The sequence below is a fragment of the Pseudomonas sp. UYEF17 genome, assembly GCF_040546125.1.
GTDB classification, from domain to species: domain Bacteria; phylum Pseudomonadota; class Gammaproteobacteria; order Pseudomonadales; family Pseudomonadaceae; genus Aquipseudomonas; species Aquipseudomonas putida_Z.
In genome coordinates, this window is record NZ_JBEPNE010000013.1 from 71,903 (window position 1) to 98,139 (window position 26,237).

General features: G+C 60.6%; 24 protein-coding genes. 15 read left to right on the forward strand and 9 right to left on the reverse strand.

Annotated features, from left to right (window positions below):
* Window position 1: 1 nt before the first annotated feature.
* Together gmhB and ABIB24_RS18665 are read left to right on the forward strand one after the other, a co-directional pair.
* Window positions 2–529 carry a D-glycero-beta-D-manno-heptose 1,7-bisphosphate 7-phosphatase gene (gene gmhB / locus ABIB24_RS18660; RefSeq protein ID WP_025337180.1) on the forward strand — a complete coding sequence of 176 codons (528 nt, stop codon included), beginning with the start codon at window positions 2–4 and terminating at the stop codon, window positions 527–529.
* A gap of 46 nt (window positions 530–575) precedes the next feature.
* Window positions 576–1,361, forward strand: coding sequence for a lysophospholipid acyltransferase family protein (locus ABIB24_RS18665; RefSeq protein ID WP_025337179.1), 786 nt, complete (start codon window positions 576–578; stop codon window positions 1,359–1,361).
* 362 nt (window positions 1,362–1,723) lie between these two features.
* Here the strand turns inward: ABIB24_RS18665 and ABIB24_RS18670 are convergent, their stop codons facing one another.
* Together ABIB24_RS18670 and ABIB24_RS18675 are read right to left on the reverse strand one after the other, a co-directional pair.
* A complete protein-coding gene (locus ABIB24_RS18670; RefSeq protein WP_354316989.1) occupies window positions 1,724–3,343 on the reverse strand; it encodes an MFS transporter in 1,620 nt (539 codons plus the stop codon).
* Between the two features lie 98 nt (window positions 3,344–3,441).
* A complete protein-coding gene (locus ABIB24_RS18675; RefSeq protein WP_137162699.1) occupies window positions 3,442–5,088 on the reverse strand; it encodes a GMC family oxidoreductase in 1,647 nt (548 codons plus the stop codon).
* Between the two features lie 297 nt (window positions 5,089–5,385).
* Here ABIB24_RS18675 and ABIB24_RS18680 point away from each other — a divergent pair, with 297 nt between their 5' ends.
* Window positions 5,386–6,273, forward strand: a complete 888-nt coding sequence (locus ABIB24_RS18680; RefSeq protein ID WP_013970255.1) for a LysR family transcriptional regulator — start codon at window positions 5,386–5,388, stop codon at window positions 6,271–6,273.
* Here the strand turns inward: ABIB24_RS18680 and ABIB24_RS18685 are convergent.
* From ABIB24_RS18685 to ABIB24_RS18695, 3 genes are read right to left on the reverse strand one after another with little or no spacing between them, the layout of a single operon-like run.
* The gene (locus ABIB24_RS18685; protein ID WP_013970254.1) at window positions 6,262–7,080 is read right to left on the reverse strand and encodes a sulfite exporter TauE/SafE family protein; all 819 of its coding nucleotides are present in this window, start codon (window positions 7,078–7,080) and stop codon (window positions 6,262–6,264) included. The two genes, ABIB24_RS18680 and ABIB24_RS18685, sit on opposite strands and share 12 nt — an antisense overlap.
* Window positions 7,077–8,348 carry an NAD(P)/FAD-dependent oxidoreductase gene (locus ABIB24_RS18690; protein WP_274078977.1) on the reverse strand — a complete coding sequence of 424 codons (1,272 nt, stop codon included), beginning with the start codon at window positions 8,346–8,348 and terminating at the stop codon, window positions 7,077–7,079. The genes ABIB24_RS18685 and ABIB24_RS18690 overlap by 4 nt, the downstream gene beginning before the upstream one ends.
* Before the next feature lie 39 nt (window positions 8,349–8,387).
* Window positions 8,388–9,272 (reverse strand): MBL fold metallo-hydrolase, encoded by an 885-nt coding sequence (locus tag ABIB24_RS18695; RefSeq protein ID WP_274078976.1) that lies wholly within the window; start codon window positions 9,270–9,272, stop codon window positions 8,388–8,390.
* 222 nt (window positions 9,273–9,494) lie between these two features.
* On the opposite strand from ABIB24_RS18695, the gene ABIB24_RS18700 reads away from it, so the two are divergent.
* The 4 genes from ABIB24_RS18700 (at window position 9,495) to ABIB24_RS18715 (ending at window position 12,207) form a co-directional block, all read left to right on the forward strand.
* On the forward strand, window positions 9,495–10,787 hold the full coding sequence (locus ABIB24_RS18700; protein WP_354316992.1) for a sigma-54 interaction domain-containing protein: 1,293 nt from the start codon (window positions 9,495–9,497) through the stop codon (window positions 10,785–10,787).
* 241 nt (window positions 10,788–11,028) lie between these two features.
* On the forward strand, window positions 11,029–11,436 hold the full coding sequence (locus tag ABIB24_RS18705; protein ID WP_015268427.1) for an RcnB family protein: 408 nt from the start codon (window positions 11,029–11,031) through the stop codon (window positions 11,434–11,436).
* Window positions 11,437–11,526: 90 nt separating this feature from the next.
* A complete protein-coding gene (locus ABIB24_RS18710) occupies window positions 11,527–11,829 on the forward strand; it encodes a type II toxin-antitoxin system HigB family toxin (protein WP_015268426.1) in 303 nt (100 codons plus the stop codon).
* Window positions 11,830–11,835: 6 nt separating this feature from the next.
* Entirely contained in the window at window positions 11,836–12,207 is a 372-nt protein-coding gene (locus ABIB24_RS18715; protein WP_137162696.1) for a helix-turn-helix domain-containing protein, read from the forward strand.
* A gap of 147 nt (window positions 12,208–12,354) precedes the next feature.
* Here the strand turns inward: ABIB24_RS18715 and gyrB are convergent, their stop codons facing one another.
* The 4 genes from gyrB to dnaA are packed head-to-tail and all read right to left on the reverse strand — an operon-like array spanning window position 12,355 to window position 18,581.
* Window positions 12,355–14,775 carry a DNA topoisomerase (ATP-hydrolyzing) subunit B gene (gyrB, locus tag ABIB24_RS18720; RefSeq protein ID WP_013970249.1) on the reverse strand — a complete coding sequence of 807 codons (2,421 nt, stop codon included), beginning with the start codon at window positions 14,773–14,775 and terminating at the stop codon, window positions 12,355–12,357.
* Window positions 14,776–14,779: 4 nt separating this feature from the next.
* Window positions 14,780–15,883, reverse strand: a complete 1,104-nt coding sequence (gene recF, locus ABIB24_RS18725) for a DNA replication/repair protein RecF (RefSeq protein WP_025337172.1) — start codon at window positions 15,881–15,883, stop codon at window positions 14,780–14,782.
* A gap of 15 nt (window positions 15,884–15,898) precedes the next feature.
* Entirely contained in the window at window positions 15,899–17,002 is a 1,104-nt protein-coding gene (gene dnaN, locus ABIB24_RS18730; protein WP_003260019.1) for a DNA polymerase III subunit beta, read from the reverse strand.
* A 40-nt stretch (window positions 17,003–17,042) separates the two neighbouring features.
* Entirely contained in the window at window positions 17,043–18,581 is a 1,539-nt protein-coding gene (gene dnaA / locus ABIB24_RS18735) for a chromosomal replication initiator protein DnaA (protein ID WP_025337171.1), read from the reverse strand.
* Window positions 18,582–18,749: 168 nt separating this feature from the next.
* On the opposite strand from dnaA, the gene ABIB24_RS18740 reads away from it, so the two are divergent.
* The 8 genes from ABIB24_RS18740 to rsmG all read left to right on the forward strand — a co-directional run bounded on the left by ABIB24_RS18740 (window position 18,750) and on the right by rsmG (window position 26,222).
* Window positions 18,750–19,091 (forward strand): hypothetical protein, encoded by a 342-nt coding sequence (locus tag ABIB24_RS18740; RefSeq protein WP_274079274.1) that lies wholly within the window; start codon window positions 18,750–18,752, stop codon window positions 19,089–19,091.
* An 85-nt stretch (window positions 19,092–19,176) separates the two neighbouring features.
* Window positions 19,177–19,311, forward strand: a complete 135-nt coding sequence (gene rpmH, locus ABIB24_RS18745) for a 50S ribosomal protein L34 (protein WP_003253163.1) — start codon at window positions 19,177–19,179, stop codon at window positions 19,309–19,311.
* A gap of 13 nt (window positions 19,312–19,324) precedes the next feature.
* The gene (rnpA, locus tag ABIB24_RS18750) at window positions 19,325–19,729 is read left to right on the forward strand and encodes a ribonuclease P protein component (protein WP_003253166.1); all 405 of its coding nucleotides are present in this window, start codon (window positions 19,325–19,327) and stop codon (window positions 19,727–19,729) included.
* Entirely contained in the window at window positions 19,722–19,967 is a 246-nt protein-coding gene (gene yidD / locus ABIB24_RS18755) for a membrane protein insertion efficiency factor YidD (RefSeq protein ID WP_015268406.1), read from the forward strand. The genes rnpA and yidD overlap by 8 nt, the downstream gene beginning before the upstream one ends.
* Window positions 19,968–19,969: 2 nt before the next feature.
* Window positions 19,970–21,652 carry a membrane protein insertase YidC gene (gene yidC / locus ABIB24_RS18760; protein ID WP_025341164.1) on the forward strand — a complete coding sequence of 561 codons (1,683 nt, stop codon included), beginning with the start codon at window positions 19,970–19,972 and terminating at the stop codon, window positions 21,650–21,652.
* Between the two features lie 88 nt (window positions 21,653–21,740).
* Entirely contained in the window at window positions 21,741–23,111 is a 1,371-nt protein-coding gene (mnmE, locus tag ABIB24_RS18765) for a tRNA uridine-5-carboxymethylaminomethyl(34) synthesis GTPase MnmE (RefSeq protein WP_025341163.1), read from the forward strand.
* A 571-nt stretch (window positions 23,112–23,682) separates the two neighbouring features.
* Entirely contained in the window at window positions 23,683–25,575 is a 1,893-nt protein-coding gene (gene mnmG, locus ABIB24_RS18770; RefSeq protein WP_015268403.1) for a tRNA uridine-5-carboxymethylaminomethyl(34) synthesis enzyme MnmG, read from the forward strand.
* The gene (rsmG, locus tag ABIB24_RS18775; protein WP_354316997.1) at window positions 25,572–26,222 is read left to right on the forward strand and encodes a 16S rRNA (guanine(527)-N(7))-methyltransferase RsmG; all 651 of its coding nucleotides are present in this window, start codon (window positions 25,572–25,574) and stop codon (window positions 26,220–26,222) included. Before mnmG ends, rsmG begins: the two co-directional genes overlap by 4 nt.
* Window positions 26,223–26,237: the final 15 nt, after the last annotated feature.

The window sequence follows — 26,237 nt, forward strand, 5'->3', positions numbered from 1 at the left end:
CTTGAAACTGCTGATTCTCGACCGTGACGGAGTCATCAACTACGACTCCGACGCCTATATCAAGACGCTGGACGAGTGGGTGCCGATTCCTGGCTCGGTCGAAGCGATCGCGCAGTTGAGCAAGGCGGGCTGGACGGTGGCGGTGGCCACCAACCAGTCCGGCATTGCCCGTGGCTACTATGCGCTGGCAACCCTCGAGGCCATGCACGCGCGCCTGCGCGCGCTGGTGGCCGAGCAGGGTGGCGAGGTGGGTCACATCGTGTATTGCCCGCACGGGCCGGACGAAGGCTGCGATTGCCGCAAGCCCAAGCCTGGCATGCTGCGGGCGATCGCCGAGCATTACCAGGTCGGCCTGGAAGGCGTCTGGTTCGTTGGCGACAGCAAAGGTGACCTGGAGGCCGCCCTGGCCGTCGGTGCACAACCTGTGCTGGTGAAAACCGGCAAGGGCGAGCGGACCCTGGAAAAAGGCGTCCCGGAAACTACACTGATTTTCGACGATCTGGCAGCTATCGCCAGAGAACTAATTTAAACAGTGCGCCTTCGGGCGCATTTTTCTCAGGCGGGCATGCCCCGCAATGGTACAAGCCACTATGTCGATCCTGCAGGCGATCAGAATCTTTCTTTTTTACCTGCTGCTGGGCACCAGTTCGCTGCTGTGGTGCTCGCTGAGCTTCTTCGTCGCGCCGTTCCTGTCGTTCCCCAAGCGCTACAAGTTCATCAACGTGTACTGGTGCCGTTGCGCGTTGTTCCTGGTGCGCACCATCCTGGGTATCGACTACAAGATCACTGGCGCCGAGAACGTGCCTGATGAGCCTTGCGTGATCCTGTCCAACCACCAGAGCACCTGGGAAACCTTCTTCCTTTCCCAGTATTTCTCGCCACTGAGCCAGGTGCTCAAGCGCGAGTTGCTGTACGTGCCGTTCTTCGGTTGGGCAATGGCCATGCTGCGGCCGATCGCGATCAACCGCGATAACCCCAAGGAAGCCCTGCGCCAGGTAGCCAGCAAGGGTGACGAGCTGCTCAAGCAGAAGACCTGGGTGCTGATCTTCCCGGAAGGCACTCGCGTGCCATTCGGCACCATGGGCAAGTTCTCCCGTGGTGGTACCGCGCTGGCGGTGAATGCCGGGCTGCCGGTGCTGCCGATTGCCCATAACGCCGGCAAGTTCTGGCCGAAGACCGGTTGGGGCAAGCGCGCTGGCACCATCGAGGTGGTGATTGGCGAACCGATGTACGCCAACGGCACCGGGCCACGGGCCATCGCCGAGCTCAACGACCGCGCCGCGGCGTGGAACGAAGCGACCCAGCGGGCCATGGGTTCGCTGCCGCCAGCAGAGGAAAAACCCCAGGAACAGATGGCCTGACCATCTGTGGATAACTTGTGAACTGTTTTTGGATTAAAAGCTTGAAGTGATCGCTAAGTGTTTGAATTAGCTGTTTATTTCTGTGTATGACATTTTTCTGAAAATCGTGCATAAGTTTTTTCGGGACATAAGAAAACCGGCTTTTACAGCCGGTTTTTTTATGGGCTCGGTAGCAGGATTGCACCATCTGTGGGAGAAGACTGTGGGAGCGGCCTTGCGTCGCGAAAGGGCCGCAAGGCGGCCCCAGCAATTCATGCATCACAGCTGAAATCCTGGGGCCGCTGCGCAGCCCAATCGCGACACAAGGCCGCTCCCACAGCAAGCGCGTCAGCGCCTGAGCATTTGGTGCAGGCCTTGAGCTGTCAGATCTTGTCGATATCCACGTCCTTGGTTTCTTTCAGGCAGAAGATCCCCACCACCAGGCTGACCCCGGTCACCAGCACCGGGTACCACAGCCCGTAGAAGATATCCCCGGTATACACCACCAGCGCGAACGACACCGTTGGCAGGAAGCCACCAAACCAGCCGTTGCCAATGTGGTAGGGCAGCGACATCGAGGTGTAGCGGATGCGGGTCGGGAACAGCTCGACCATCACCGCCGCCAGCGGGCCATAGGTCATGGTCGCGATCAGGATCATCGCCACGATCAGCACCACCACCATCACCTGGTTGACCTGCCCAGGGTCGGCCTTGGTCGGGTAGCCGGCCTGTTCCACCGCCGCACGCATGGCTGCTTCGTCGAAGCCGTTGATGGTCTTGTCACCGATGTTGACCACCACATCGCTGCCGGCCACATCCACAGAGCTGTACGGTAGGCCTTGCTTGACCAGGAAGGTCTTGACCTTGTCGCAAGGGCTGTCGAAACGCGCCTTGCCCACCGGGTCGAACTGGAAGGTGCAGCCTTGCGGGTCGGCAGTGACAACGATCGGCGCCTGGCGGCTGGCCGCGTCGATCTGTGGGTTGGCGTAGTGGCTCAGCGCCTTGAACAGCGGGAAGTACAGCACCGTGGCCAGGAGCAGGCCGAGCATCAGGATCGGCTTGCGGCCAATACGGTCGGACAACCAGCCGAAGAACACGAAGAACGGCGCACCAATGACCACGCTGATGATCAGCAGGGTGTTGGCCTGGGCCGGGTCCATCTTCAGCATCTGGGTCATGAAGAACAGCACGTAGAACTGCGCCGTGTAGAAGGTCACGGCCTGCCCGGCGTTGATGCTGAACAGGGCGGTGAGCACCACTTTCAGGTTCGGCCAGGAGGTGAACGACTCACGGATCGGCGACTTGCTGACCTTGCCCTGGGCCTTCATTTTCACGAAAGCCGGCGACTCGTGCATGCTCATGCGGATCCAGGTGGAAATCGCCAGCAGCACGATCGACAGCAGGAACGGCAGGCGCCAACCCCAGGTTTCGAACTGGTCGCCACTGATATAGCGGCTGCCCAGCACCACCACCAGCGACAACAACAGGCCAAGGGTGGCGGTGGACTGGATGAAACCCGTGTGGAAACCGCGCTTGCCGGGCGGAGCATGCTCGGCCACATAGGTGGCCGCACCGCCGTATTCACCACCCAGCGCCAGCCCCTGCAGCATGCGCAGGACCACCAGGATGATCGGTGCCGCGATGCCGATGCTGGCGTAGGTGGGCAACAACCCCACCGCGAAGGTGGACAGGCCCATCAGCACGATGGTGACCAGGAAGGTGTACTTGCGCCCGATCATGTCGCCCAGCCGGCCGAACACCAGCGCACCGAACGGCCGCACCAGGAAGCCGGCGGCAAAGGCCATGAGGGCGAAGATGAAGGCGGTGGTGTCGTTCACGCCAGCGAAGAACTGCTTGCTGATGACCGCTGCCAGCGCACCATAGAGAAAAAAGTCATACCACTCGAAAACTGTCCCGAGGGATGACGCGAAAATGATCTTGCGTTCTTCACGACGGCTGGAGCTGCTGGCCGCCGCACCCTGCTCTTGGATGTAATCCGACATCGTTGCTGTCCTCGGCCCGCAGGCCACAGTGATTATTCTTGTTGTTCCACTGTCGGCAGCTTCTGACCGCCAGCTGCCGGTACTGCACGCACCCGGGGTCAGGGCGTCGGTATTGCGTCTTCGTTCAGATAGGTCTGGGTAGCAGCTCCTTTGAGGATCAGTTGAGCCGCCTTCTCGGCGATCATCAGGGTGGGTGAACAAGTATTGCCGGAGGTGATCTGCGGCATGATCGAGGCGTCCGCCACGCGCAGGCCAGGGATGCCGTGTACGCGCAACTGGTTATCCACAACGTCCAGTTCGCCATTGCCCATGCGGCAGGTGCCTACCGGGTGGAAGATGGTGGTACCTATCTTGCCGGCGGCTTCGAACAGCTCTTCTTCGGTTTGCAGGGCTGGGCCCGGCAGGTATTCCTTTGGGTCGAACGCAGCGAGGGCAGGGGCCTGGACGATACGCCGGGTAAGGCGAATGGAATCGGCGGCGACGCGCAGGTCCTGGGGGTCGCTGAGGTAGTTGGGGTCGATCAGCGGTGTGCTGTTCATGTCGCTGCTGCGGATATCGATACGCCCGCGGCTGGCCGGGCGCAGGTTGCACACCGAGGCGGTAAAGGCCGGGAACCTGTGCAGTGGCTCGCCGAAGCGCTCAAGTGACAGCGGCTGCACGTGGTACTGCAGGTTGGCGGTGGCCTGCTCCGGGCTCGAACGCACGAACGCGCCCAGTTGGCTCGGCGCCATGGCCAGCGGGCCACTGCGGTCATAGAGGTAGCGCAGGCCCATGCCCATCTTGCCCCACAGGCTGTTGGCCATCTGGTTCAGGGTACGGGTATTGCGGATCTGGTAGATCAGGCGCAGTTGCAGGTGATCCTGCAGATTGCCGCCAACACCGGGCATGTCGTGACGCACGCCAATGCCCAGGCTTTCCAGTAACTGCCGCGGGCCGATGCCGGAGCGCTGCAGGATACCGGGAGAGCCCACAGCACCCGCACAGAGGATGATCTCGCGACGCGCCGCAAACTCGTGCCAGGCACCCTGCCAGAACGCCTTTACCGCCCGTGCACGGGTGTTGTTGAGCAGCACCTGGTCAACCTGAACGCCGGTCAGCACCGTGAGGTTGGGGCGGTCCTTGATCGGCCGCAGGAAAGCCTTGGAAGCGTTCCAGCGCACACCGCTGCGCTGGTTGACCTGGAAATATCCACAGCCCTGGTTGTCGCCGGTATTGAAGTCATCGACCTTGCCGATCCCGCTTTGCTCGGCGGCATCACGGAAAGCATCGAGGATCGGCCAGCTGTAGCGCTGGCGCTCGACCCGCCATTCGCCATCACCACCGTGGTGCTCGCTGGCGCCGGCAAAGTGGCTTTCGCTGGCCTTGAACAGCGGCAGTACGTCCTTCCAGGCCCAGCCGTCGTTGCCTTGCTCGGCCCAACGGTCGTAGTCGGCGGCCTGGCCGCGCATGTAGATCATGCCGTTGATCGAGGAGCAGCCACCCAGCACCTTGCCGCGTGGATAGCCCAGCGCACGACCGCCCAGGCCGGGCTGCGCCTCGGTCTTGAAGCACCAGTCGGTGCGCGGGTTGCCGATGCAATAGAGATAACCGACGGGGATATGGATCCAGGGATAGTTGTCGCGCCCACCCGCTTCCAGCAGCAGCACTCGGCAGGAAGGGTCGGCGGACAGACGATTGGCCAATAGGCAACCGGCGGGACCGGCCCCTACGACCACGTAGTCGAAGACAGAATCGGCTGATGGCATGTGCAACCTCGGGCCTGATTATTATTCTTGTCCCGATCCATCTTAGTGAGTAATTTCGTGGAGGAAACACGAGATTTCGCGCAGCCGCTGTGCGTTTTAGCACAGCGATCATCACGGCAACGGCGCGGCCCTGTAGGAGCGGCCTTGTGTCGCGATGGGGCGCGCAGCGGCCCTGAGTCAGCACATGTGGTCCTTCAGGTAGACCGATTTTGCTGAATTCAGGGCCGCTGCGCGCCCCATCGCGACACAAGGCCGCTCCTACAAAGGTTCGCGCGGTCTGGATGCATAGGGACAAGCATGTTCGACTGGAACGATCTGCGGTTTTTCCTCGAGTTGCAGCGCAGCGGCCGCCTGCTTACCGCCGCCAAGCGCCTCAACACCACCCACAGCACCGTGGCCCGGCACATCGAGAGCATCGAGCAAAGCCTGGGCACCGCGCTGTTCGTGCAGCATGCCCAGGGCTATGAACTGACCCCCTCGGGCCAGGCCCTGCTCAAGCACGCCGAAGCCATGGAAAACGTCGCCCTGCTGGCGCAGGAAGAAATCACCCAGGCCATCACGCCGCTGGGCAAGATTCGCCTGGGGGTGACCGAAGGCATCGGCATCATGTTCTTCACCCCGCGCATGAATGCGCTGTTCGACCGCTACCCCGGCCTGGAAGTGGAGCTGGTGGCAGTGCCGCGCTTCGTCAGCATCCTCAACCGCGAGGCAGAGATCAGCATCCACCTGGAACGGCCCAACGCCGACCTGCTGATCACCCGCAAGCTCACCGACTATCGCCTGGCCCTGTACGCCAGCCAGGACTACCTGGATCGCGCGCCCCCGCTGCGCAACCGCGAGGACCTGGCCCGGCACAGCTGGATCGGCTACGTCGACGACTTGCTGTTCAGCCAGGAACTGCTGTTTCTCAACAGCTTCTGCCGGGCCCCCAACGTGGTGTTTCGCAGCACCAGCGTGATCGCCCAGCAAACCGCCGCCCGCGCCGGGTTGGGCATCGCCGTACTGCCCAACTACATGGCCCGCCACGACCCCACGCTGGTGCGCGTGCTGCCTGGCGAAACCATCCAGCGCAGCTACTGGATCTGCACCCGCCGCGAACTGCACAAGTCGGTGCGCCTGCGGGTAGTGTGGGACTACCTGCTGGCGCTGTGCGCGGCAGAACAGAGCGAGCTGCTAGCCCAGTAGCGCCTTGCCGGCCAGCAGTAGGGCGGCAGCCCAACCGGCCACGGCAAACATTTGCTGCAAGCGCGGCCCGGCCAGCCTGGCCGCCAATGGCCGCGCCAGCAGCAGGCCGAGCACCGCACCGACGGCGAACGGGGCGCCAACCTGCCAGTGCATGACCCCTGCCAGGCTGGCGCTGACCACACTGCCGGTGGACACCAGCGCGATCACCGCCAGCGAGGTGGAGACGATGCTGGCCATGCGCAGGTTGGTGTAGCGGTTAAGGGCCGGGATGATGACAAAGCCACCGCCCACGCCCAGCAGGCCGGACAGCAGCCCGGACAATGCGCCGGTGAAGGCCAAGGCGCGCGCGCAGGGCAGGGTCCAGCGCAAACGGCCCTGCAGCGGGTTCAGCACGCAGGGTTCGATGTAGCGATGGGCATCATTGGCTTCGCCGCGCAGTTCCTTGGCCGCCTTGCGCCAGATGCGCAGGCAGGCATAAACCAGCACCCCGGCGAACACCAACTGCAGTGGCGTGTTCGGCAAGCGGTGCGCCAGCATCAGCCCGAACGGCGCCGCTGCCACACCGATCAATGCGATGAACAGCGCCGCCCGGTAGCGCACCAGGCCCTGACGCAAGCCCAGCACAGCACCCACCGCCGCCGCCATGCCTACGGCCAGCAGGCCGACCGGTGCCGCCTCGACCATCGACAGCCCCAGGCCGAACACCAGCAAAGGCACTGCGAGAATGCCACCGCCGGCACCGGTCAACGCCAGCACGGCACCGATGATCGCGCCCAGGCCCGCTCCCAGTATTTGATGTTCGATCACCGCCGGCCCTCGGCTACCAACGGCTGTGGCCGTGCCAGCCACTCGCGGCCCTTGAGCATGCCTTTCCAGTACAAGGGTGGCAGCACCTGCGCCTTGAGCAACCAGGCCAGACGTGTCGGCTTGCGGCCATCCAGCAACCAGTTGGGGAAGCTTGGAGCCAGCTTGCCGCCATAGGTGAACTCGGCCAGGACGATCTTGCCGCGCTCGACGGTGAGCGGGCACGAGCCATAACCATCGTACTGGGCCAGGGTAGGCAACCTGCCCAGGGCCACCAGCACGTTGTTGGCCACGACCGGAGCCTGCTTGCGTGCGGCGGCGGCGGTCTTGGCATTGCTGGTGTTGGTCACGTCCCCAAGGGCATGGACATTGGTGAAGTGGCGATGGCGCAGGGTGTGCGGGTCGACATCGACCCAACCGCCACTGTCGGCCAACGGGCTTTCACGAATGAAGTCCGGTGCCACCTGCGGCGGTACCACGTGCAGCATGTCGAAGGCCTCGATACGGGTTTCGCTGCTGCCATCGGCCAAGGTGCGCACGAAGGTGGCGCGCTTGTTCGGGCCGTCCACGGCGACCAGGCGGTGGGAAAAATTGAGGTCCACGGCGTACTTGTCGATGTACTTCATCAGTGCGGGCACGTAGTCCGCCACTCCGAACAACACTGCGCCGGCATTGAAGAAGCTGGCTTTCACAGCCCCCAGGTGACCATGCCGCAGCCAGTGGTCGCAAGACAGGTACAGCGCCTTCTGCGGCGCGCCTGCGCACTTGATCGGCATGGGCGGCTGGCAAAACAGGGCTCGGCCTTGCTTGAGCTTCTGTACCAGTTCCCAGGTGTAGGGCGCCAGGTCGTAGCGGTAGTTGGAGGTGACGCCGTTGCGGCCCAAGGTCTCGCTGAGGCCATCAATGGCCGCCCAATCCAGCTTGAGGCCGGGGCAGACCACCAACTGTTCATAACTGATGGCGCGGCCGCCTTCGAGGAGGACCAGTTGGCCCAGCGGGTCGAACCCCTGCACACGTGCCTTTATCCAGCGCACGCCGCGCGGAATGGTCGAGGCCATGGTGCGGGCAGTGCTTGGCGCCTTGAACACACCGGCACCGACCATGGTCCAGCCGGGCTGGTAGTAATGCACTTCGGCGGGGTCGATCAAGGTCACATCCAGCGACGGGTCACGGCTGATCAGGCTGGAAGCGGTGGCGATTCCGGCGGCGCCGGCACCGACGATGACCACTTTGTGGTGGTCGGTATTGGCAGGGGACAACAAGGCAGGCATGGCGGTAAATCCTGTAAATCTGGTTATGGGGCAGGGCGGTCACAGCTTGTTCAGCGGAATCTTCAGGTAGCTCACACCGTTATCTTCCGGCGCGGGGAATTGGCCGCTGCGCATGTTCACCTGCACCGAAGGCAGGATCAGCACGGGCATGTCGAGGGTCTTGTCGCGGGCTTCACGCATGGCGACGAAGCTGTCCTCATCGATGCCCTGGTGGATATGAATATTGTTGGCGCGCTGCTCGGCCACGGTGGTGACGTACTGCATGTCACGGCCACCTGGCAGGTAGTCGTGGCACATGAACAGCCGGGTCTGGTCGGGGAAGGCCAGCAGGCGACGGATCGAGCGGTACAGGGTGCGGGCATCGGCCCCAGGGAAGTCGCAACGGGCGGTACCGTAGTCGGGCATGAACAAGGTGTCGCCGACGAACACCGCAGTCTCGCCGGCGTCCTCGATCATGAAGCTCATGCACGCAGGCGTGTGCCCCGGGGTGTGCAACGCGCGGGCATACAGGTTGCCAATGCGGAAACCTTCCTCGTCCTCGAACAACACATCGAACTGGCTGCCATCGCGGGCGAAGCCAGGCTCGGCGTTGAACAGGGCACCGAACACTTTCTGTACCTGGGTGATGTGTGCGCCGATGGCGGTATGGCCGCCAAGCTTTTCCTTCAAATAGGCCGCTGCCGAAAGGTGGTCGGCATGCACATGGGTTTCCAGCACCCACTGCACGTCAGCTCCCAACTCCTTCACCCGGTCAATCAACTGGTCCGCCGAAGCAGTGCAGATACGCCCCGACTTGGGGTCATAGTCCAGGACACTGTCGATCAACGCACACTTGCGCGTTTCGCCGTCCATGACCAGGTAGCTGATGGTCGAGGTCGCCTTGTCGTAAAAAGCGTCCACGTGCAGGTTGTTGCCGATGATCATCGCGTTCTCCAATTTATCCGCCCAGCCTTGTACAGGCGTAGGCAGTGCCAGGAGGTTTATCAAGATGCATGCCAGGCATTTTCCTGCGCTTGGGCCAATGAAACCGGCCCGTTGCTGACAATTGCCGACGACAGTGGCAGCGCAGGTGGCAGTCGACTGTCAGCCAATGGCAGTGTTTGGCAGTCCTTGTTACCCTGCGCCGGTCATCCAATCGGTGCCGTCATGCCTGAAGCCCATCCCCTCATCCTAGCTTTGGTTTCCTATCTTGAGCACGATGCCCTGCCAACCATCGTGCTGGATACCGACTACAACATCCTGGCGGCCAACGCTGCCTATCGCCGCCAGTTCGGTCGCCATGAGCAGGCGCCGCTGGGCGAGAAATGCCACAAGGTCTCGCACCACTACGCCGTGCCTTGCGACCAGGCCGGCGAGCATTGCCCGATGCGCAAGGCGTGGCAAAGCAAGGTTCCGGAGCGGGTGTTGCACATTCATCACACGCCACGCGGCCCCGAGCATGTGGATGTCGAGCTGCGGCCGATCCTGGATGAACAGGGCAGGGTGGTGGCCTTTGTCGAACGCCTGACCAGCATCACCCTCGCGTCGGCGCAGCCTCAGGAACAAGGCCTGGTCGGCCGGGCGCCAGCGTTCAAGGCGGCCCTTGCCAGCCTGCAACGCGCGGCGCCGGCGCAGATCCCGGTGTTGCTGCAGGGTGAGTCGGGTACCGGCAAGGAACTGTTCGCCCGTGCGGTGCACATGGGCAGCCCCAGGGCCAACGGCCCGTTGGTGGTGGTCGACTGTACCGGCCTGACCGAATCGTTGTTCGAGAGCGAGTTGTTCGGCTACGAGAAGGGCGCTTTCACCGGCGCCAACCAGCGCAAGATCGGCCTGGCTGAAGCGGCGCATGGCGGCACCCTGTTCCTCGATGAAATTGGCGAGGTACCGCTGGCGATGCAGGTGAAGCTGCTGCGCCTGATCGAGTCCGGCAGCTTCCGCCCGGTGGGTAGCCTGCGCACGGTGCATTCGGATTTCCGCCTGGTGTCGGCAACCCATAAACCGCTCAGGCAAATGGTCGCGGACGGCAGCTTCCGCGAAGACCTGTACTACCGCATCAGCGGCTTCCCGATCCGTCTGCCGGCATTGCGCGAACGCGTAGAAGACCTGCCCTTGCTCGCCCAGAGCCTGCTGCAGCGCATGGCAGGCAAGCCGACGCCCAGGCTCAGCGACGAAGCCTTGCAGCAGCTTGGGCTGCATCCATTCCCGGGCAACATTCGCGAGCTGCGCAACATTCTGGAAAGGGCGCGCTTGTTTGCCGATGACGGGCTGATCCGGCCCGAGCATTTGCCGGAGGATATCGGCCCGGCGGGGGCGATCAAGACTGGTGGCCGGCGCAATCACCTGGGTGAGATGGCGCAGGCACTGGAACAGTTCAAGGGCTCGCGCAGTGAACTGGCCCGTCACCTTGGCCTGAGCGAGCGCACGCTGTATCGCCGGTTGAAGGAGCTTGGCCTGAATTGACGCGTTCGGTTAACGCGGTCTACAAGGGCCCGCGTATCCCCGAGGGCAACACACATCCTGTGGGAGCGGGTTCACCCGCGAACACCGGCGAAGCCGGTGCCATCCACCGCGCCTCCTCAGACCTTTACCGGACCTTTACCTCTGTCCTGACATTAAGCGGGAATGATTGTGGTCTGATCAGTTAACCGAACCTGGCAGCCAGTCAGCTCCCGCCAGGCGTCAACAAGCAGAGGACCGCAAAATGAAGAAAACCCTGACCGTGATCTGCGCCGCGCTCATGCTCAGCGCCCCCTTGGCCAGTTTCGCGCAGCCAGGCCCACCTGACCGGCATGATGGCGGCCCATCGCACCAGGGCAACCCACCGCATGGGCAGCCACAGTACCAAGGCCGACATGATAATGGTCGCGGTCCCGCCTACCGCGACCCGAACTTCCGCCCACAACAGGGCATGCCGGTTCCGCATCAACAGTGGCAACGTGGCCATGTGGTTGACCCGCACTACCGTGGCGACCGGTACTGGGTGACCGACTGGAAAGCACGCCACCTGTATGCGCCACCGCGTGATCACCGTTGGTTGTATGTGAACGGGGACTATGTGCTGGTGGCTATTGCCAGTGGTGTGATCGTCAACGTCCTCAGCGGTTACTGAATACCTGTTCCACGTGGAACGTTGAATCGTTGTCGGAGCGATTCTACCAACCCTTGCGTGTAGTCCCACCATGGGACTACACTGCCAAACATGAAGATCATCGCCATCAGCCAGTTGAAAGCCTTTTGGGAAACCTACCCAAACGCTGAACAACCACTACGCGCATGGGTCGACGAAGCCAGGAAAGCGACATGGACGAGTCCTGATACCATCAAGAGCCAGTACCGTAACGCAAGCATCCTGAAAGGCAGACGCGTCGTCTTCAATATCAAAGGGAACGATTACAGGCTGGTGGTAGCCGTTGCCTACCGCTTTGGAGCGGTCTACATCAAGTTTGTCGGAACGCACGAAGAGTACGACAAAATCGACGCAAACACTGTGGAGATGGAGTGACTATCAATGAACATCCGCCCAATCCGCACCGACGACGACTACCGGGCAGCACTCAAGGAGATCTCTCCGCTGTTCGAGAATGAGCCAGAACCTGGCACACCCGAGGGAGACGCTTTTGAAGTCATGATCACCTTGATCGAGGCTTACGAGAGCAAGCATTTTCCGGTGGAGCTGCCAGACCCGATCGAGGCCATCAAGTTTCGTATGGAACAGTCCGGCCTAACCGCTGCCGATCTGGCTCCTGCCATAGGTAAGACAAACAGGGTCTATGAAGTGCTAAATCGTAAGCGTTCATTGACGCTGCCAATGATTTGGAAATTGCACGAAATGTTTGGCATTCCGGCTGAAAGCCTGATCAAACCAATGAAGACTGCTTGAAGCTATCTGTCAGTGGAGCAGAGGAAATTCGAGGCAAAAAAAAGCCCGCGCGTGCGAGCTTGTTGTTGACCGGTGGGGACCAGAATCTGGGCCCGGCCGGTCATCTATTTGTGAAAGCGTGCAGCTTTTCTGTGAACCTACACCGAATCAGAAGTCCAGGTTCGATACCGACAGCGCGTTGCTTTCGATGAAGTCACGACGTGGCTCGACCGCATCACCCATCAGGGTGTTGAAGATCTGGTCGGCTGCGATCGCATCCTCGATGGTGACCTTGAGCATACGGCGGACGGTCGGGTCCATGGTGGTTTCCCACAGCTGCTCAGGGTTCATCTCGCCCAGCCCTTTGTATCGCTGGATGGTGTGGCGCTTGGTGGTTTCGTTCATCAGCCAATCCAGGCCTTCCTTGAACTCGACAATTGCCTTGCGGCGTTCACCGCGCTGCACATAAGCACCTTCGCCCAACAAGCTGGACAGCTTGGCACCAATGTTGACTACGGTACGGTAGTCATTACTGCCAAAGAAGTCACGGTTGAAGGTGACGTAGCTAGCCAGGCCGTGGGAGGTAACTTCCACTTCTGGCAACCATACGTTGCGCTCTTTGTCTTCGCGCAGGCTGGCTTTGTAAACCAGGCCGGACTTCTGGCTATTGTTCAGGCGTTCCTGGAACTGGGCCAGCCAGGCTTGCATCACAGCGTGGTCACCCAGCTGTTCCAGGCTCACCTCCGGCAGGTAGATGAAGTGCTCGGTCAGCTCTTCCGGGTACAAGCGCGACAGACGCTTGAGTGTCTTCATGACACTACGGAATTCATTCACCAGTGCTTCCAGCTGCACACCGGAAACCGCTGGTGCCGACTCGTCCAGGTGCAAGCTGGCATCTTCCAGGGCCGACTGGGTCATGTACTCTTCCATGGCCTCGTCGTCCTTGATGTACTGCTCCTGCTTGCCTTTCTTCACCTTGTACAGCGGTGGCTGGGCAATGTAGATGTAGCCGCGCTCGACCAGCTCCGGCAGCTGACGGAAGAAGAAGGTCAGCAGCAGGGTACGGATGTGCGAACCGTCAACGTCAGCATCGGTCATGATGATGATGTTGTGATAACGCAGCTTGTCGATGTTGTACTCTTCGCGGCCGATACCGCAGCCCAGTGCAGTGATCAGCGTGCCCACTTCCTGGGACGAGATCATCTTGTCGAAGCGCGCTTTCTCGACGTTGAGGATTTTACCCTTCAACGGCAGGATTGCCTGGGTACGACGGTTGCGGCCTTGCTTCGCCGAGCCCCCCGCGGAGTCACCCTCCACCAGGTACAGTTCGGAAAGGGCAGGGTCCTTTTCCTGGCAGTCGGCCAGTTTGCCTGGCAGGCCGGCAATATCCAGCGCGCCTTTACGGCGAGTCATTTCACGGGCTTTACGTGCCGCTTCACGAGCACGGGCAGCGTCGATCATCTTGCCAACGACGGCCTTGGCCTCGTTGGGGTTTTCCAACAGGAAGTCGGCGAAGTACTTGTTCATCTCCTGTTCCACGGCGGTTTTCACCTCCGAGGAGACCAGCTTGTCCTTGGTCTGCGAGCTGAACTTAGGGTCCGGCACCTTCACCGAGATGATCGCGGTCAGGCCTTCACGGGCGTCGTCGCCAGTGGTCGCCACCTTGTTCTTCTTGGCCAGGCCTTCCTGTTCGATGTAGCTGTTCAGGCTACGGGTCAGCGAGGAACGGAAGCCCACCAGGTGAGTACCACCATCACGCTGCGGAATGTTGTTGGTGAAGCACAACAGGTTTTCGTTGAAGCTGTCGTTCCACTGCAGGGCGACTTCAACACCCACGCCATCGTCACGCTGGACGTTGAAGTGGAATACCTGGGAGTTGACCGGGGTCTTGTTGGTGTTCAGGTATTCGACGAACGCACGCAGGCCGCCTTCGTACTTGAAGAACTCTTCCTTGCCGCTACGTTCATCCTTCAGCAGGATGCCAACGCCCGAGTTGAGGAACGACAGCTCGCGGATACGCTTGGCCAGGATGTCCCAGCTGAAGTGGATGTTCTTGAAGGTTTCAGCCGAAGGCTTGAAGTGGATGTGGGTACCGGTGGTTTCGCTGTCACCGACAACCGCCATCGGCGCCTGTGGAACACCGTGAACGTAGGTCTGTTCCCAGATTTTGCCGCTACGGCGAACGGTCAGTACCAGTTTCTCGGACAGGGCGTTCACTACAGAAACACCTACGCCGTGCAGACCGCCGGAAACCTTGTAGGAGTTGTCGTCGAACTTACCGCCAGCGTGCAGCACGGTCATGATGACCTCGGCTGCGGAAACGCCTTCTTCTTTATGCACGTCGACCGGAATGCCGCGACCGTTGTCGCGCACACTGATGGATTCGTCCGGGTGGATGATGACGGTGATGTCATCGCAGTGACCGGCGAGGGCTTCGTCGATCGAGTTGTCGACCACCTCGAAGACCATGTGGTGCAGGCCGCTACCATCATCGGTGTCGCCAATGTACATGCCGGGGCGCTTGCGCACGGCATCCAAACCTTTCAGCACCTTGATGCTGGAGGAGTCGTACGTTTGATTTTCGCTCATGCATTCACTCCCGATGGTCGTGGGTCTGGGTGATACGGCCTTGTTCCACGTGGAACAAAGCAACTGGCGTTTCCGTCTGCCAGCCTTCCCTCAGTAATTCGTGATCTACACAGGTGATGAACACCTGGCAGCGTAATTCTTCAAGCAAGCGACACAGCGCGCGGCGATGCTGGTCGTCCAGTTCGGACGGCAAGTCATCCACGAGATAAATACAGTGACCGCGGCGAGCCTGACTAACGAGGTGGCCTTGGGCAATGCGCAATGCGCACACCACCAGCTTTTGCTGACCACGCGACAGGATGTCGGCTGCATTGTTGGCAGCCAGACGAAGACGCAGATCAGCACGCTGCGGACCGGCCTGGGTGTGGCCCATCTGCTGATCGCGAAGGAGAGAGGAAGCGAGTACTTCTTGCAGTTCCCGGTCCTTGTCCCAGCCTCGGTAGTAGCTAAGGGTCAACCCGTCCAGCTCGACCAGTTCGCTCAGGGTTCGCTCGAAGACGGGCTTCAAGGCCTTGATGTAGTTGCGACGGTATTCATCTATTTCCGCGCTGGCCAGGCACAATTCCCGGTCCCAGGCGGCTTGCGAAGCTAGGTCAAGTGTACCATGCCGCAACCATGAGTTCCGCTGCCGCAGTGCCTTCTGCAGCCGTTGCCAGGCTGGCAGAAAACGAGGTTCCACGTGGAACACCCCCCAATCCAGGAACTGGCGGCGTATTTTCGGAGCGCCTTCCAACAAGCGGAAACTGTCTGGATTGATGAGCTGAAGCGGTAGCAATTCAGCCAGTTGCGCCGCACTCCGCGCATTCTGCCCATCGATGCGAATAGTGAACTCCCCCTGCCGCTCCCGGGATACACCCAGGTTACTGCTGCCACCCTCGGCCAATTGCACTTCGCCGAACACGGTACAGGCCGGTTGTTCGTACTGGATAACCGGGTTCAGGCGGGTGCTGCGGAACGAGCGCGCCAGCCCGAGCAGGTGCACGGCCTCAAGCACGCTGGTTTTGCCGCTGCCGTTGGCGCCGTAAAGGATGTTGATGCGGGGGGACGGTGAGAGTGTCACCGGGTGCAAGTTGCGCACCGCGGTGACCATGATACGTCGAAGAGACATTTCGCCTGCTACGGGTTACAGACGCATCGGCATGACAACGTAGGAAGAATCGTCATTGCCAGCTTCCTGCAGCAGGGCACTGCTGTTGGAATCAGACAGGATCAGACGAACTTGCTCGGTAGTCATTACGCCCAGCACGTCCAGCAGGTAGCTGACGTTGAAGCCGATCTCCAGCGAGCTACCTTCGTAGTCCACGCTGATTTCTTCTTCAGCTTCTTCCTGCTCGGGGTTGTTGGCCTGGATTTTCAGTTGGCCAGCAGCCAGTTGCAGGCGGATACCGCGGTACTTTTCGTTGGAAAGAATCGCAGTACGGCTAAAGGCTTCACGCAGCGCCTGGCGGTCGCCGACCACCAGCTTGTCACCGCCCTTGGGCAGTACGCGCTCGTAGTCCGGGAACTTGCCGTCCACCAGCTTGGAAGTGAAGGTGAATTCACCAGTGGTGGCGCGAATGTGGTGCTGGCCCAGGACGATGCTGACCATGCCTTCCGGGTCGGTCAGCAGGCGTGCCAGTTCGAGGATACCTTTGCGTGGCACGATGACCTGGTGGCGATCATCCTGCTCGATCGGTGCGCTCATGGAGCACAGCGCCAGGCGGTGACCGTCAGTGGACACAGCTCGCAGGGTGTTGCGGGAAACCTCCAGCAGCATACCGTTGAGGTAGTAGCGCACATCCTGCTGGGCCATGGCGAAACTGGTGCGCTCGATCAGGCGGCGCAGCTTGCTCTGTTCCAGGTTGCAGGTCAGCGAGCCCGGGCCTTCTTCCACGGTCGGGAAGTCATTGGCTGGCAGGGTCGACAGGGTAAAGCGGCTGCGACCGGCCTTGACCAACAGTTTCTGCTCGTCGACCTTGATATCGATCAGGGCGTCGTTAGGCAGGCTTTTGCAAATGTCCATCAGCTTGCGTGCCGGGACAGTGATTTCGCCAGGCTCGGCCGGCTCTTCCAGTTGCACGCGGCCTACCAGTTCGACTTCCAGGTCGGTACCAGTCAACGACAGTTGCTGGCCTTGCACGACCAGCAATACGTTGGACAGGACCGGCAAGGTCTGGCGGCGCTCGACGACACCGGCGACCAGTTGCAGGGGTTTCAACAGGGCTTCGCGTTGAATGGTGAAATGCATGGTCTAGTCCCTTGCCTTCAATTAGCTGCGCAGACGGCCATCAGGTCGTCAGCGTCCGCAGCAGGTTCTTGTAGTCCTCGCGGATGTCCGCGTCGGATTCCTTCAGTTCGTTGATCTTGCGGCAGGCGTGCAGCACGGTCGTATGGTCGCGACCACCGAACATGTCGCCGATTTCCGGCAGACTGTGGTTGGTCAGTTCCTTGGACAGCGCCATGGCCACCTGGCGTGGACGCGCCACGGAACGCGAACGACGCTTGGACAACAGATCGGAGATCTTGATCTTGTAGTACTCGGCGACGGTACGCTGAATGTTATCCACACTGACCAGCTTGTCCTGGAGCGCCAGCAGGTCCTTGAGCGACTCACGAATCAGTTCGATGGTTATGTCGCGGCCCATGAAGTGCGAGTGAGCGATCACCCGCTTCAATGCGCCTTCCAGTTCACGGACGTTGGAACGGATGCGCTGGGCAATGAAGAAGGCCGCGTCATGCGGTAGTTCGACCTTGGCCTGGTCGGCCTTCTTCATCAGGATCGCCACGCGGGTTTCCAGCTCCGGTGGCTCGACGGCAACCGTCAGGCCCCAACCAAAGCGCGACTTCAGGCGCTCTTCCAGGCCTTCGATCTCCTTGGGGTAGCGGTCAGAGGTAAGGATTACCTGCTGACCACCCTCGAGCAGGGCGTTGAAGGTGTGGAAAAACTCTTCCTGCGAGCGCTCTTTACGGGCAAAGAACTGGATATCGTCGATCAGCAACGCATCCACCGAGCGGTAGAAACGCTTGAATTCGTTGATGGCGTTGAGCTGCAGCGCCTTGACCATGTCCGCGACGAAGCGCTCCGAATGCAGGTACACGACCTTGGCGTTCGGGTTCTTTTTCAGCAGGTGGTTACCCACAGCATGCATGAGGTGGGTTTTACCCAGGCCCACACCACCATAAAGGAAGAGCGGGTTGTAACCATGCTTGGGGTTGTCTGCCACCTGCCAGGCAGCCGCGCGCGCCAGCTGGTTCGACTTACCTTCGACGAAGGTGTCGAACGTGAAGGTGCGGTTCAGGTAACTGGTGTGTTTGAGCGCACCTTCAACCTGCACGGTGCGCTGTTCGGTCCGGGCACTGCCGGCCGACGCTGAAGCCGGCTCGGCCATGGCATCGAAGCTGTCACGCGAGGATGGCTCGGCCAGTTCATCGACCAGCACAGGCTCGGCAGCCGCCACGGCGACGGGTTCGACCGCTGCCGGCACTGCCTTCTGTGTCTGGCTCTGGGCCTGGGTCTGGGCCAGCGAGGCGGCCACCGCAGCACTTACTGGCGCGTTGGGTGCGGCACGTGGCGCAGAGCTGCGACGGCTGCCGATCAACAAGGAAAGGGCAGGCGCAATGCCGCTGCCGTTTTCGCCCAACAGCTCGAGCAAACGACCCAGGTACTTTTCATTGACCCAATCGAGAACGAAACGGTTAGGCGCATAGACGCGCAACTCGTCGCCTTCGGCTTCGACCTGTAGCGGACGGATCCAGGTGTTGAATTGCTGGGCAGGCAGTTCATCGCGCAGAAGCTCCACGCACTGCTGCCAAAGTTCCACTGACACGGATATCCCCTGAGTTTGAAAGCCGGATGAGGCAAAAACAAACCGCCATTGTACCGGTCGAGCGTTCAGTTATCCACATGTGGACACGTTAGGAACCATGACAAAACAGCCATTTATCGACCAAAACGGCTTCTTCGCACTGTGAATAAGCCCTGTGGATAAGCAGCCATGAGCGCTATGCACAACCCTGAGGTCAAGCCTGTTGATAACTCTGCTGTGGATAAGCGGCTATTTAATCCACAGCTTTTGACCACGAATAAAACAAGCGCAGCACCGGTTGAGAACACAGTTGTAAAACTCTGTACAGCCCGGATTTTATGGCCTCAAGCAGGTTATCCACAGAAGGTTATCCACTTAAGATTTATAGATTCTTCAGAAAAGCTTTTTATATGTCTCTTCTTTTTTTTCATGTTGTCCCCAATTCGTGTGTCCGATCAAGCACCCTTGGGGGATGGACAAGGACGCACCGTCCATCACGTGCTCTATATGGAAAGACTGGTTGGAAATTGACCTACGGGCTTGCTTTCTCTAGAATCGCCGGTCTCTTAAAAAGGGGGCCATCCCGGCCCGTCGTCGACAAACCAGGTAACACGCCATGAAACGTACTTTCCAACCAAGCACCATCAAGCGCGCGCGCACCCACGGCTTCCGTGCCCGTATGGCTACCAAGAACGGCCGCGCTGTTCTGTCGCGTCGTCGTGCCAAAGGCCGTAAGCGTCTGGCCATTTGATTTTTCGGCACAGGTGGTGAGTCAGGACTTCAGTCGGGAAAAGCGACTGCTTACACCCCGACATTTCAAAGCGGTCTTCGACTCCCCAACCGGCAAGGTTCCAGGGAAAAACCTGCTGATCCTTGCTCGCGAGAACGGCCTCGATCACCCACGCCTTGGCCTGGTGATCGGCAAGAAGAGCGTCAAGCTCGCCGTTCAACGCAACCGCCTCAAGCGCTTGATGCGCGATTCCTTTCGCCTGAACCAGCAATTGCTTGCCGGGTTGGACATTGTGATCGTCGCGCGCAAGGGATTGGGTGAGATAGAAAACCCGGAATTGCACCAACACTTTGGCAAACTCTGGAAACGCCTGGCGCGCAGCCGGCCCACTCCAGCAGTGACCGCCAATTCCGCAGGGGTAGACAGCCAAGATGCGTAAACTGGCGCTCGTTCCGATCCAGTTTTACCGTTACGCCATTAGTCCTCTGATGGCCAACCACTGTCGTTTCTTCCCCAGTTGCTCCTGTTACGCTTATGAAGCCATCGAAAACCACGGCCTCTGGCGTGGTGGGTGGCTAGCCGTTCGTCGCCTGGGGCGTTGTCATCCGTGGAACGACGGCGGTTTCGATCCCGTTCCTCCCGCTCCTTCCTCCCGAACTTCTTCGATAGCCGAGTAATCATGGATATTAAACGCACGATCCTGATCGTCGCCCTGGCAATCGTGTCCTACGTCATGGTCCTCAAGTGGAACCAGGACTACGGCCAGGCTGCCCTGCCGACTCAGAATACTGCTGCCAGCACCGTTGCCCCGGGTTTGCCGGATGGCGTACCGGCCGGTAACGCCGGCGCCAGCGCCGATGTGCCAAGCGCCAACGCCGAAACCAGCGCAGCCGAACTGGCACCGGTTGCGGTCAGCAAGGACCTGATCCGGGTCAAGACCGATGTTCTGGAGCTGGCTATCGATCCGGTCGGTGGTGACATCGTCCAGCTGAACCTGCCGCAGTACCCACGTCGCCAGGACCACCCGGACATTCCGTTCCAGCTGTTCGACAACGGTGGCGAGCGTGTCTACCTGGCACAAAGCGGCCTGACCGGCGTCAACGGTCCGGATGCCCGTCCTGCCGGTCGCCCTCTGTACGCTACCGACAAGAAGGGTTACCAGCTGGCCGATGGCCAGGAACAACTGGTGGTCGACCTGAAGTTCAGCGACAACGGCGTCAACTACATCAAGCGCTTCAGCTTCAAGCGCGGCGAGTACGACCTGACCGTCAGCTACCTGATCGACAACCAGAGCGGTCAGGCCTGGAGCGGCAACATGTTTGCCCAGCTCAAGCGTGACGCCAGCTCCGATCCGTCGTCGAGCACTGCCACCGGCACCGCCACCTACCTGGGCGCTGCCCTGTGGACTGCTTCCGAGCCTTACAAAAAGGTCTCGATGAAGGACATCGACAAAGGTAGTTTGAAAGAAAATGTGTCCGGCGGCTGGGTTGCCTGGCTGCAGCACTACTTCGTGACCGCCTGGATTCCGGCCAAGTCGGACAACAACGTTGTTCAGACCCGCAAGGACAGCCAGGGCAACTACATCATCGGCTATACCGGCCCGGCCATCAGCGTGCCTGCTGGCGGCAAGGTCGAAACCAGCGCCATGCTGTACGCCGGCCCGAAAATCCAGTCCAAGCTGAAAGAGTTGTCCCCAGGCCTGGAACTGACCGTCGACTACGGCTTCCTGTGGTTCATCGCCCAGCCGATCTTCTGGCTGCTGCAACATATCCACAGCCTGCTGGGTAACTGGGGCTGGTCGATCATCGTGCTGACCATGCTGATCAAAGGCCTGTTCTTCCCGCTGTCGGCTGCCAGCTACCGTTCGATGGCGCGCATGCGTGCCGTTGCGCCGAAGCTTGCTGCACTGAAGGAACGCTTCGGTGACGATCGCCAGAAGATGTCCCAGGCGATGATGGAGCTGTACAAGAAAGAGAAGATCAACCCGCTGGGCGGCTGCCTGCCGATCCTGGTGCAGATGCCAGTGTTCCTGGCCCTGTACTGGGTACTGCTGGAAAGCGTGGAAATGCGCCAGGCTCCATGGATGCTGTGGATTACCGACCTGTCGATCAAGGATCCGTTCTTCATCCTGCCGATCATCATGGGCGCCACCATGTTCATCCAGCAGCGCCTGAACCCGACGCCGCCGGATCCGATGCAGGCCAAGGTGATGAAAATGATGCCGATCATCTTCACCTTCTTCTTCCTGTGGTTCCCGGCTGGTCTGGTGCTGTACTGGGTTGTGAACAACTGCCTGTCGATCGCACAGCAGTGGTACATCACCCGCAGCATCGAAGCAGCCAGCAAAAAAGCTGCTGCTTGACAGGCTACTGCGCTAGCCTGTGAATAAAAAACGCCCCCTAGTGGGGCGTTTTTGCTATCTGTCGTTTTTGTCGTAGAGGCTTTCGAGCATGAACACTGTGCGTGAAACCATCGCCGCCATTGCCACCGCCCAGGGCCGCGGCGGTGTGGGTATTGTCAGGTTGTCCGGCCCTCTGGCCGCCAAGGCCGGCCAGTTGATCACCGGCCGTACGCTTACCCCGCGCCACGCCCATTACGGCCCGTTCCGCGACGAGGAAGGCCTGGTACTGGATGAAGGGATCGCGCTGTTCTTCCCCGGGCCGAATTCGTTCACCGGCGAGGACGTGCTGGAACTGCAGGGCCATGGTGGCCCGGTGGTGCTGGATATGCTGCTGCAGCGCTGTGTACAGGTTGGCTGCCGGCTGGCTCGCCCGGGTGAGTTCAGCGAACGTGCATTCCTCAACGACAAGCTCGACCTGGCCCAGGCCGAAGCCATTGCCGACCTGATCGAAGCCAGTTCCAGCCAGGCTGCGCGCAATGCACTGCGTTCGCTGCAGGGCGAGTTCTCCAAGCGCGTGCACAGCCTGACCGAAGCACTGATAGCCCTGCGCATATACGTCGAGGCGGCGATCGACTTCCCCGAGGAAGAAATCGACTTCCTCGCCGATGGCCATGTACTTTCGATGCTCGATAACGTTCGCGGCGAGTTGTCCACAGTGCAGCGGGAAGCCGGGCAGGGCGCCTTGCTGCGTGACGGCATGACCGTGGTCATCGCCGGTCGGCCGAATGCCGGCAAGTCGAGCCTGCTGAACCAGCTGGCCGGGCGGGAAGCGGCCATCGTCACCGATATTGCCGGCACCACGCGGGACATCCTGCGCGAACATATCCACATCGACGGCATGCCGCTGCACGTGGTCGATACTGCCGGTTTGCGCGACACCGATGACCATGTGGAAAAGATCGGCGTGGAACGTGCGCTGAAGGCCATTGGCGAGGCAGACCGGGTGTTGTTGGTGGTGGATTCCACCGCGCCCGAGGCCAGTGACCCGTTCGCCCTGTGGCCAGAATTTCTCGACCAGCGGCCAGACCCGACCAAGGTGACGCTGATTCGGAACAAGGCCGATCTTAGTGGTGAGCGGGTAGCGCTGGAACAGTGCGATGACGGCCATGTAACGATCACCCTCAGTGCCAAAGGGGACGATGCGGGGCTGCAGTTGCTGCGTGACCACCTGAAGGCCTGCATGGGTTATGAACAGACGGCCGAGAGTGGTTTCAGCGCTCGCCGGCGCCATCTGGATGCCCTGCGCCAGGCCAGTGAGCACCTGGAGCATGGCCGTGCACAACTGACCCTGGCTGGCGCGGGTGAGCTGTTGGCGGAAGACCTGCGGCAGGCGCAGCAGGCCCTGGGGGAGATTACCGGGGCATTCAGCTCTGATGACCTGTTGGGGCGGATTTTCTCCAGCTTCTGCATCGGCAAGTAATTCACAGCCAGGCAAAACCAAGAGCCGCTCCTTCGGGAGCGGCTTTTTTTTGCCTAAATTTCGCAGCTTCTACGGAAATCGCGCCGCACCTGAAGGCTGTGCAGAACCCTGTGGGAGCGGGTTCACCCGCGAAGAGGCCGGTGCAGGTTCACAATTTTTTTTTATTCACCTACCCCAATCTGCTCTCAGGAGACCTGTGGAAAACTCGCCTTCAGCCCCGTTGATAAGCAGGCTTTTTTTCTGAGGACAAACCCGCTTGTGGGTAAACAGCCATTTAATCCACAGGCTAAATCCTGTTATCCATAGCCCTCATGGTACTCCAGCCACAGGGTTTAATTTTTCTCTACACGGCATGAATAAAGGCCTGCATAACCTTATCCACAGCAAAGCTTGTGCATAAGAATAAACATAAAAACAAAGCTTTTTTAAATTTTTCCTCTTTGATTTCTGTTGGCTGCCACTCATCCACAGACTGGTCAAAATTTGCTCAGACGGTTTCTTTACAGGGGGTGAAGTCCCTATACTTGTCCGCTTACCTTCTCTATTCGCAAAAACAGGCACGAGGTGCGTGGTGGATTTCCCTTCCCGTTTTGAAGTGATCGTCATCGGCGGCGGCCATGCCGGTACCGAGGCTGCGCTTGCGTCTGCACGCATGGGTGTGAAAACCCTGCTGCTGACCCATAACGTGGAAACCCTCGGTCACATGAGCTGCAACCCCGCCATTGGCGGTATTGGCAAAAGCCATCTGGTCAAAGAGATCGATGCCCTCGGCGGCGCCATGGCGCTGGCCACCGACAAGAGCGGCATCCAGTTCCGCGTTCTGAACAACCGCAAGGGCCCGGCCGTACGCGCCACCCGTGCACAGGCCGACCGCGCCATCTACAAGGCAGTGGTGCGTGAAATCCTGGAAAACCAGCCGAACCTGTGGATATTCCAGCAGTCCTGCGACGACCTGATCGTCGAGCAGGACCAGGTCAAAGGTGTGGTGACCCAGATGGGCCTGCGTTTCTTCGCCGAATCGGTGGTACTGACCACCGGTACCTTCCTCGGCGGGCTTATCCACATTGGTTTGCAAAACCATTCCGGTGGTCGCGCCGGCGATCCACCTTCGATCGCCCTGGCCCACCGGATGCGTGAACTGCCGCTGCGCGTCGGCCGCCTGAAAACCGGTACCCCGCCACGCATCGACGGCCGCTCGGTGGACTTCTCGGTGATGACCGAGCAGCCAGGCGATACGCCGATTCCGGTGATGTCGTTCATGGGCAATGCCCAGATGCACCCGCGCCAGGTGAGCTGCTGGATCACCCACACCAATGCGCGCACCCACGAGATCATCGCCTCGAACCTCGACCGTTCGCCGATGTACTCGGGTGTCATCGAAGGTGTCGGCCCGCGCTACTGCCCGTCGATCGAAGACAAGATCCACCGCTTCGCCGACAAGGAAAGCCACCAGGTGTTCATCGAGCCGGAAGGCCTGACCACCCATGAGCTGTACCCCAACGGTATTTCCACTTCGCTGCCATTCGACGTGCAGCTGGAGCTGGTGCGGTCGATCCGCGGCATGGAGAACGCCCACATCGTTCGCCCGGGCTATGCCATCGAATACGACTACTTCGACCCGCGCGACCTCAAGTACAGCCTCGAGACCAAAGTCATCGGCGGCCTGTTCTTCGCCGGCCAGATCAACGGCACCACCGGTTACGAAGAAGCCGGCGCCCAGGGTTTGCTGGCCGGGACCAACGCGGCCCTGCGGGCGCAGGGCCGAGACAGCTGGTGCCCGCGCCGCGACGAGGCGTACATCGGCGTACTGGTCGACGACCTGATTACCCTGGGTACCCAGGAGCCGTACCGCATGTTCACTTCGCGTGCCGAGTATCGCCTGATCCTGCGCGAAGACAACGCCGACCTGCGCCTGACCGAAAAGGGCCGCGAACTCGGCCTGATCGACGACCAGCGCTGGGCCGCCTTCTGCGCCAAGCGCGACGGCATCGAACGCGAGGAGCAGCGCCTGAAGTCGACCTGGGTACGCCCGAACACCGAGCAAGGCCAGGCGATTGTGGATAAGTTCGGTACCCCGCTCAGCCACGAGTACAGCCTGCTCAACCTGCTGGCGCGCCCGGAAATCGACTACGCCGGGCTGATCGAGGCAACCGGCGGCGAAGCGATCGATCCACAGGTCGCCGAGCAGGTCGAAATCCGCACCAAGTACGCCGGCTACATCGACCGCCAGCAGGATGAAATCGCACGTCTGCGCGCCAGCGAAGACACCCGCCTGCCTGTGGATATCGATTACTCGACGATTTCCGGCCTGTCCAAGGAAATCCAGGGCAAGCTGGGCCAGACCCGACCGGAAACCCTGGGTCAGGCTTCGCGTATCCCGGGCGTGACCCCGGCGGCGATTTCCCTGTTGCTGATTCACTTGAAAAAACGCGGCGCTGGCCGCGAATTGGAGCAAAGCGCTTGAGTTCCCTGGTCACCCCGCAACACGCTGAAGAGTTGTCCACAGGTGCGCGCCAGCTCGGTGTCGAGCTGAGCGCCGAGCATCACGAAAAGCTGCTCGGCTACCTGGCCCTGTTGATCAAATGGAACAAAGCCTACAACCTCACCGCCGTGCGCGACCCCGACGAGATGGTGTCGCGTCACCTGCTCGACAGCCTCAGTGTCATGCCGTTTATCCACAGCGAGCGTGACAACTGGCTGGATGTCGGCAGTGGCGGTGGCATGCCCGGTATCCCATTGGCTATCCTGCATCCGCACAAGCGCGTGATGGTGCTGGACGCCAATGGCAAGAAGACCCGCTTCCTGACCCAGGTGAAAATGGAGCTCAAGCTGGACAACCTCACGGTTATCCACAGTCGGGTCGAAGCCTTCCAGCCGACACAACCGTTCAGCGGAATCATCTCCCGCGCCTTCAGCAGCATGGAGAACTTCACCAACTGGACCCGCCACCTGGGCGACACCGGGACGCAATGGCTTGCAATGAAGGGGCTGCATCCTGCCGATGAACTGGTAGCATTGCCCGCAGACTTCACAGTGGAAAGCGAGCAGGCCCTGACCGTTCCAGGTTGCCAGGGCCAGCGCCATCTGCTGATACTGCGCCGCAAGGCATGACTGGGAACACACGCA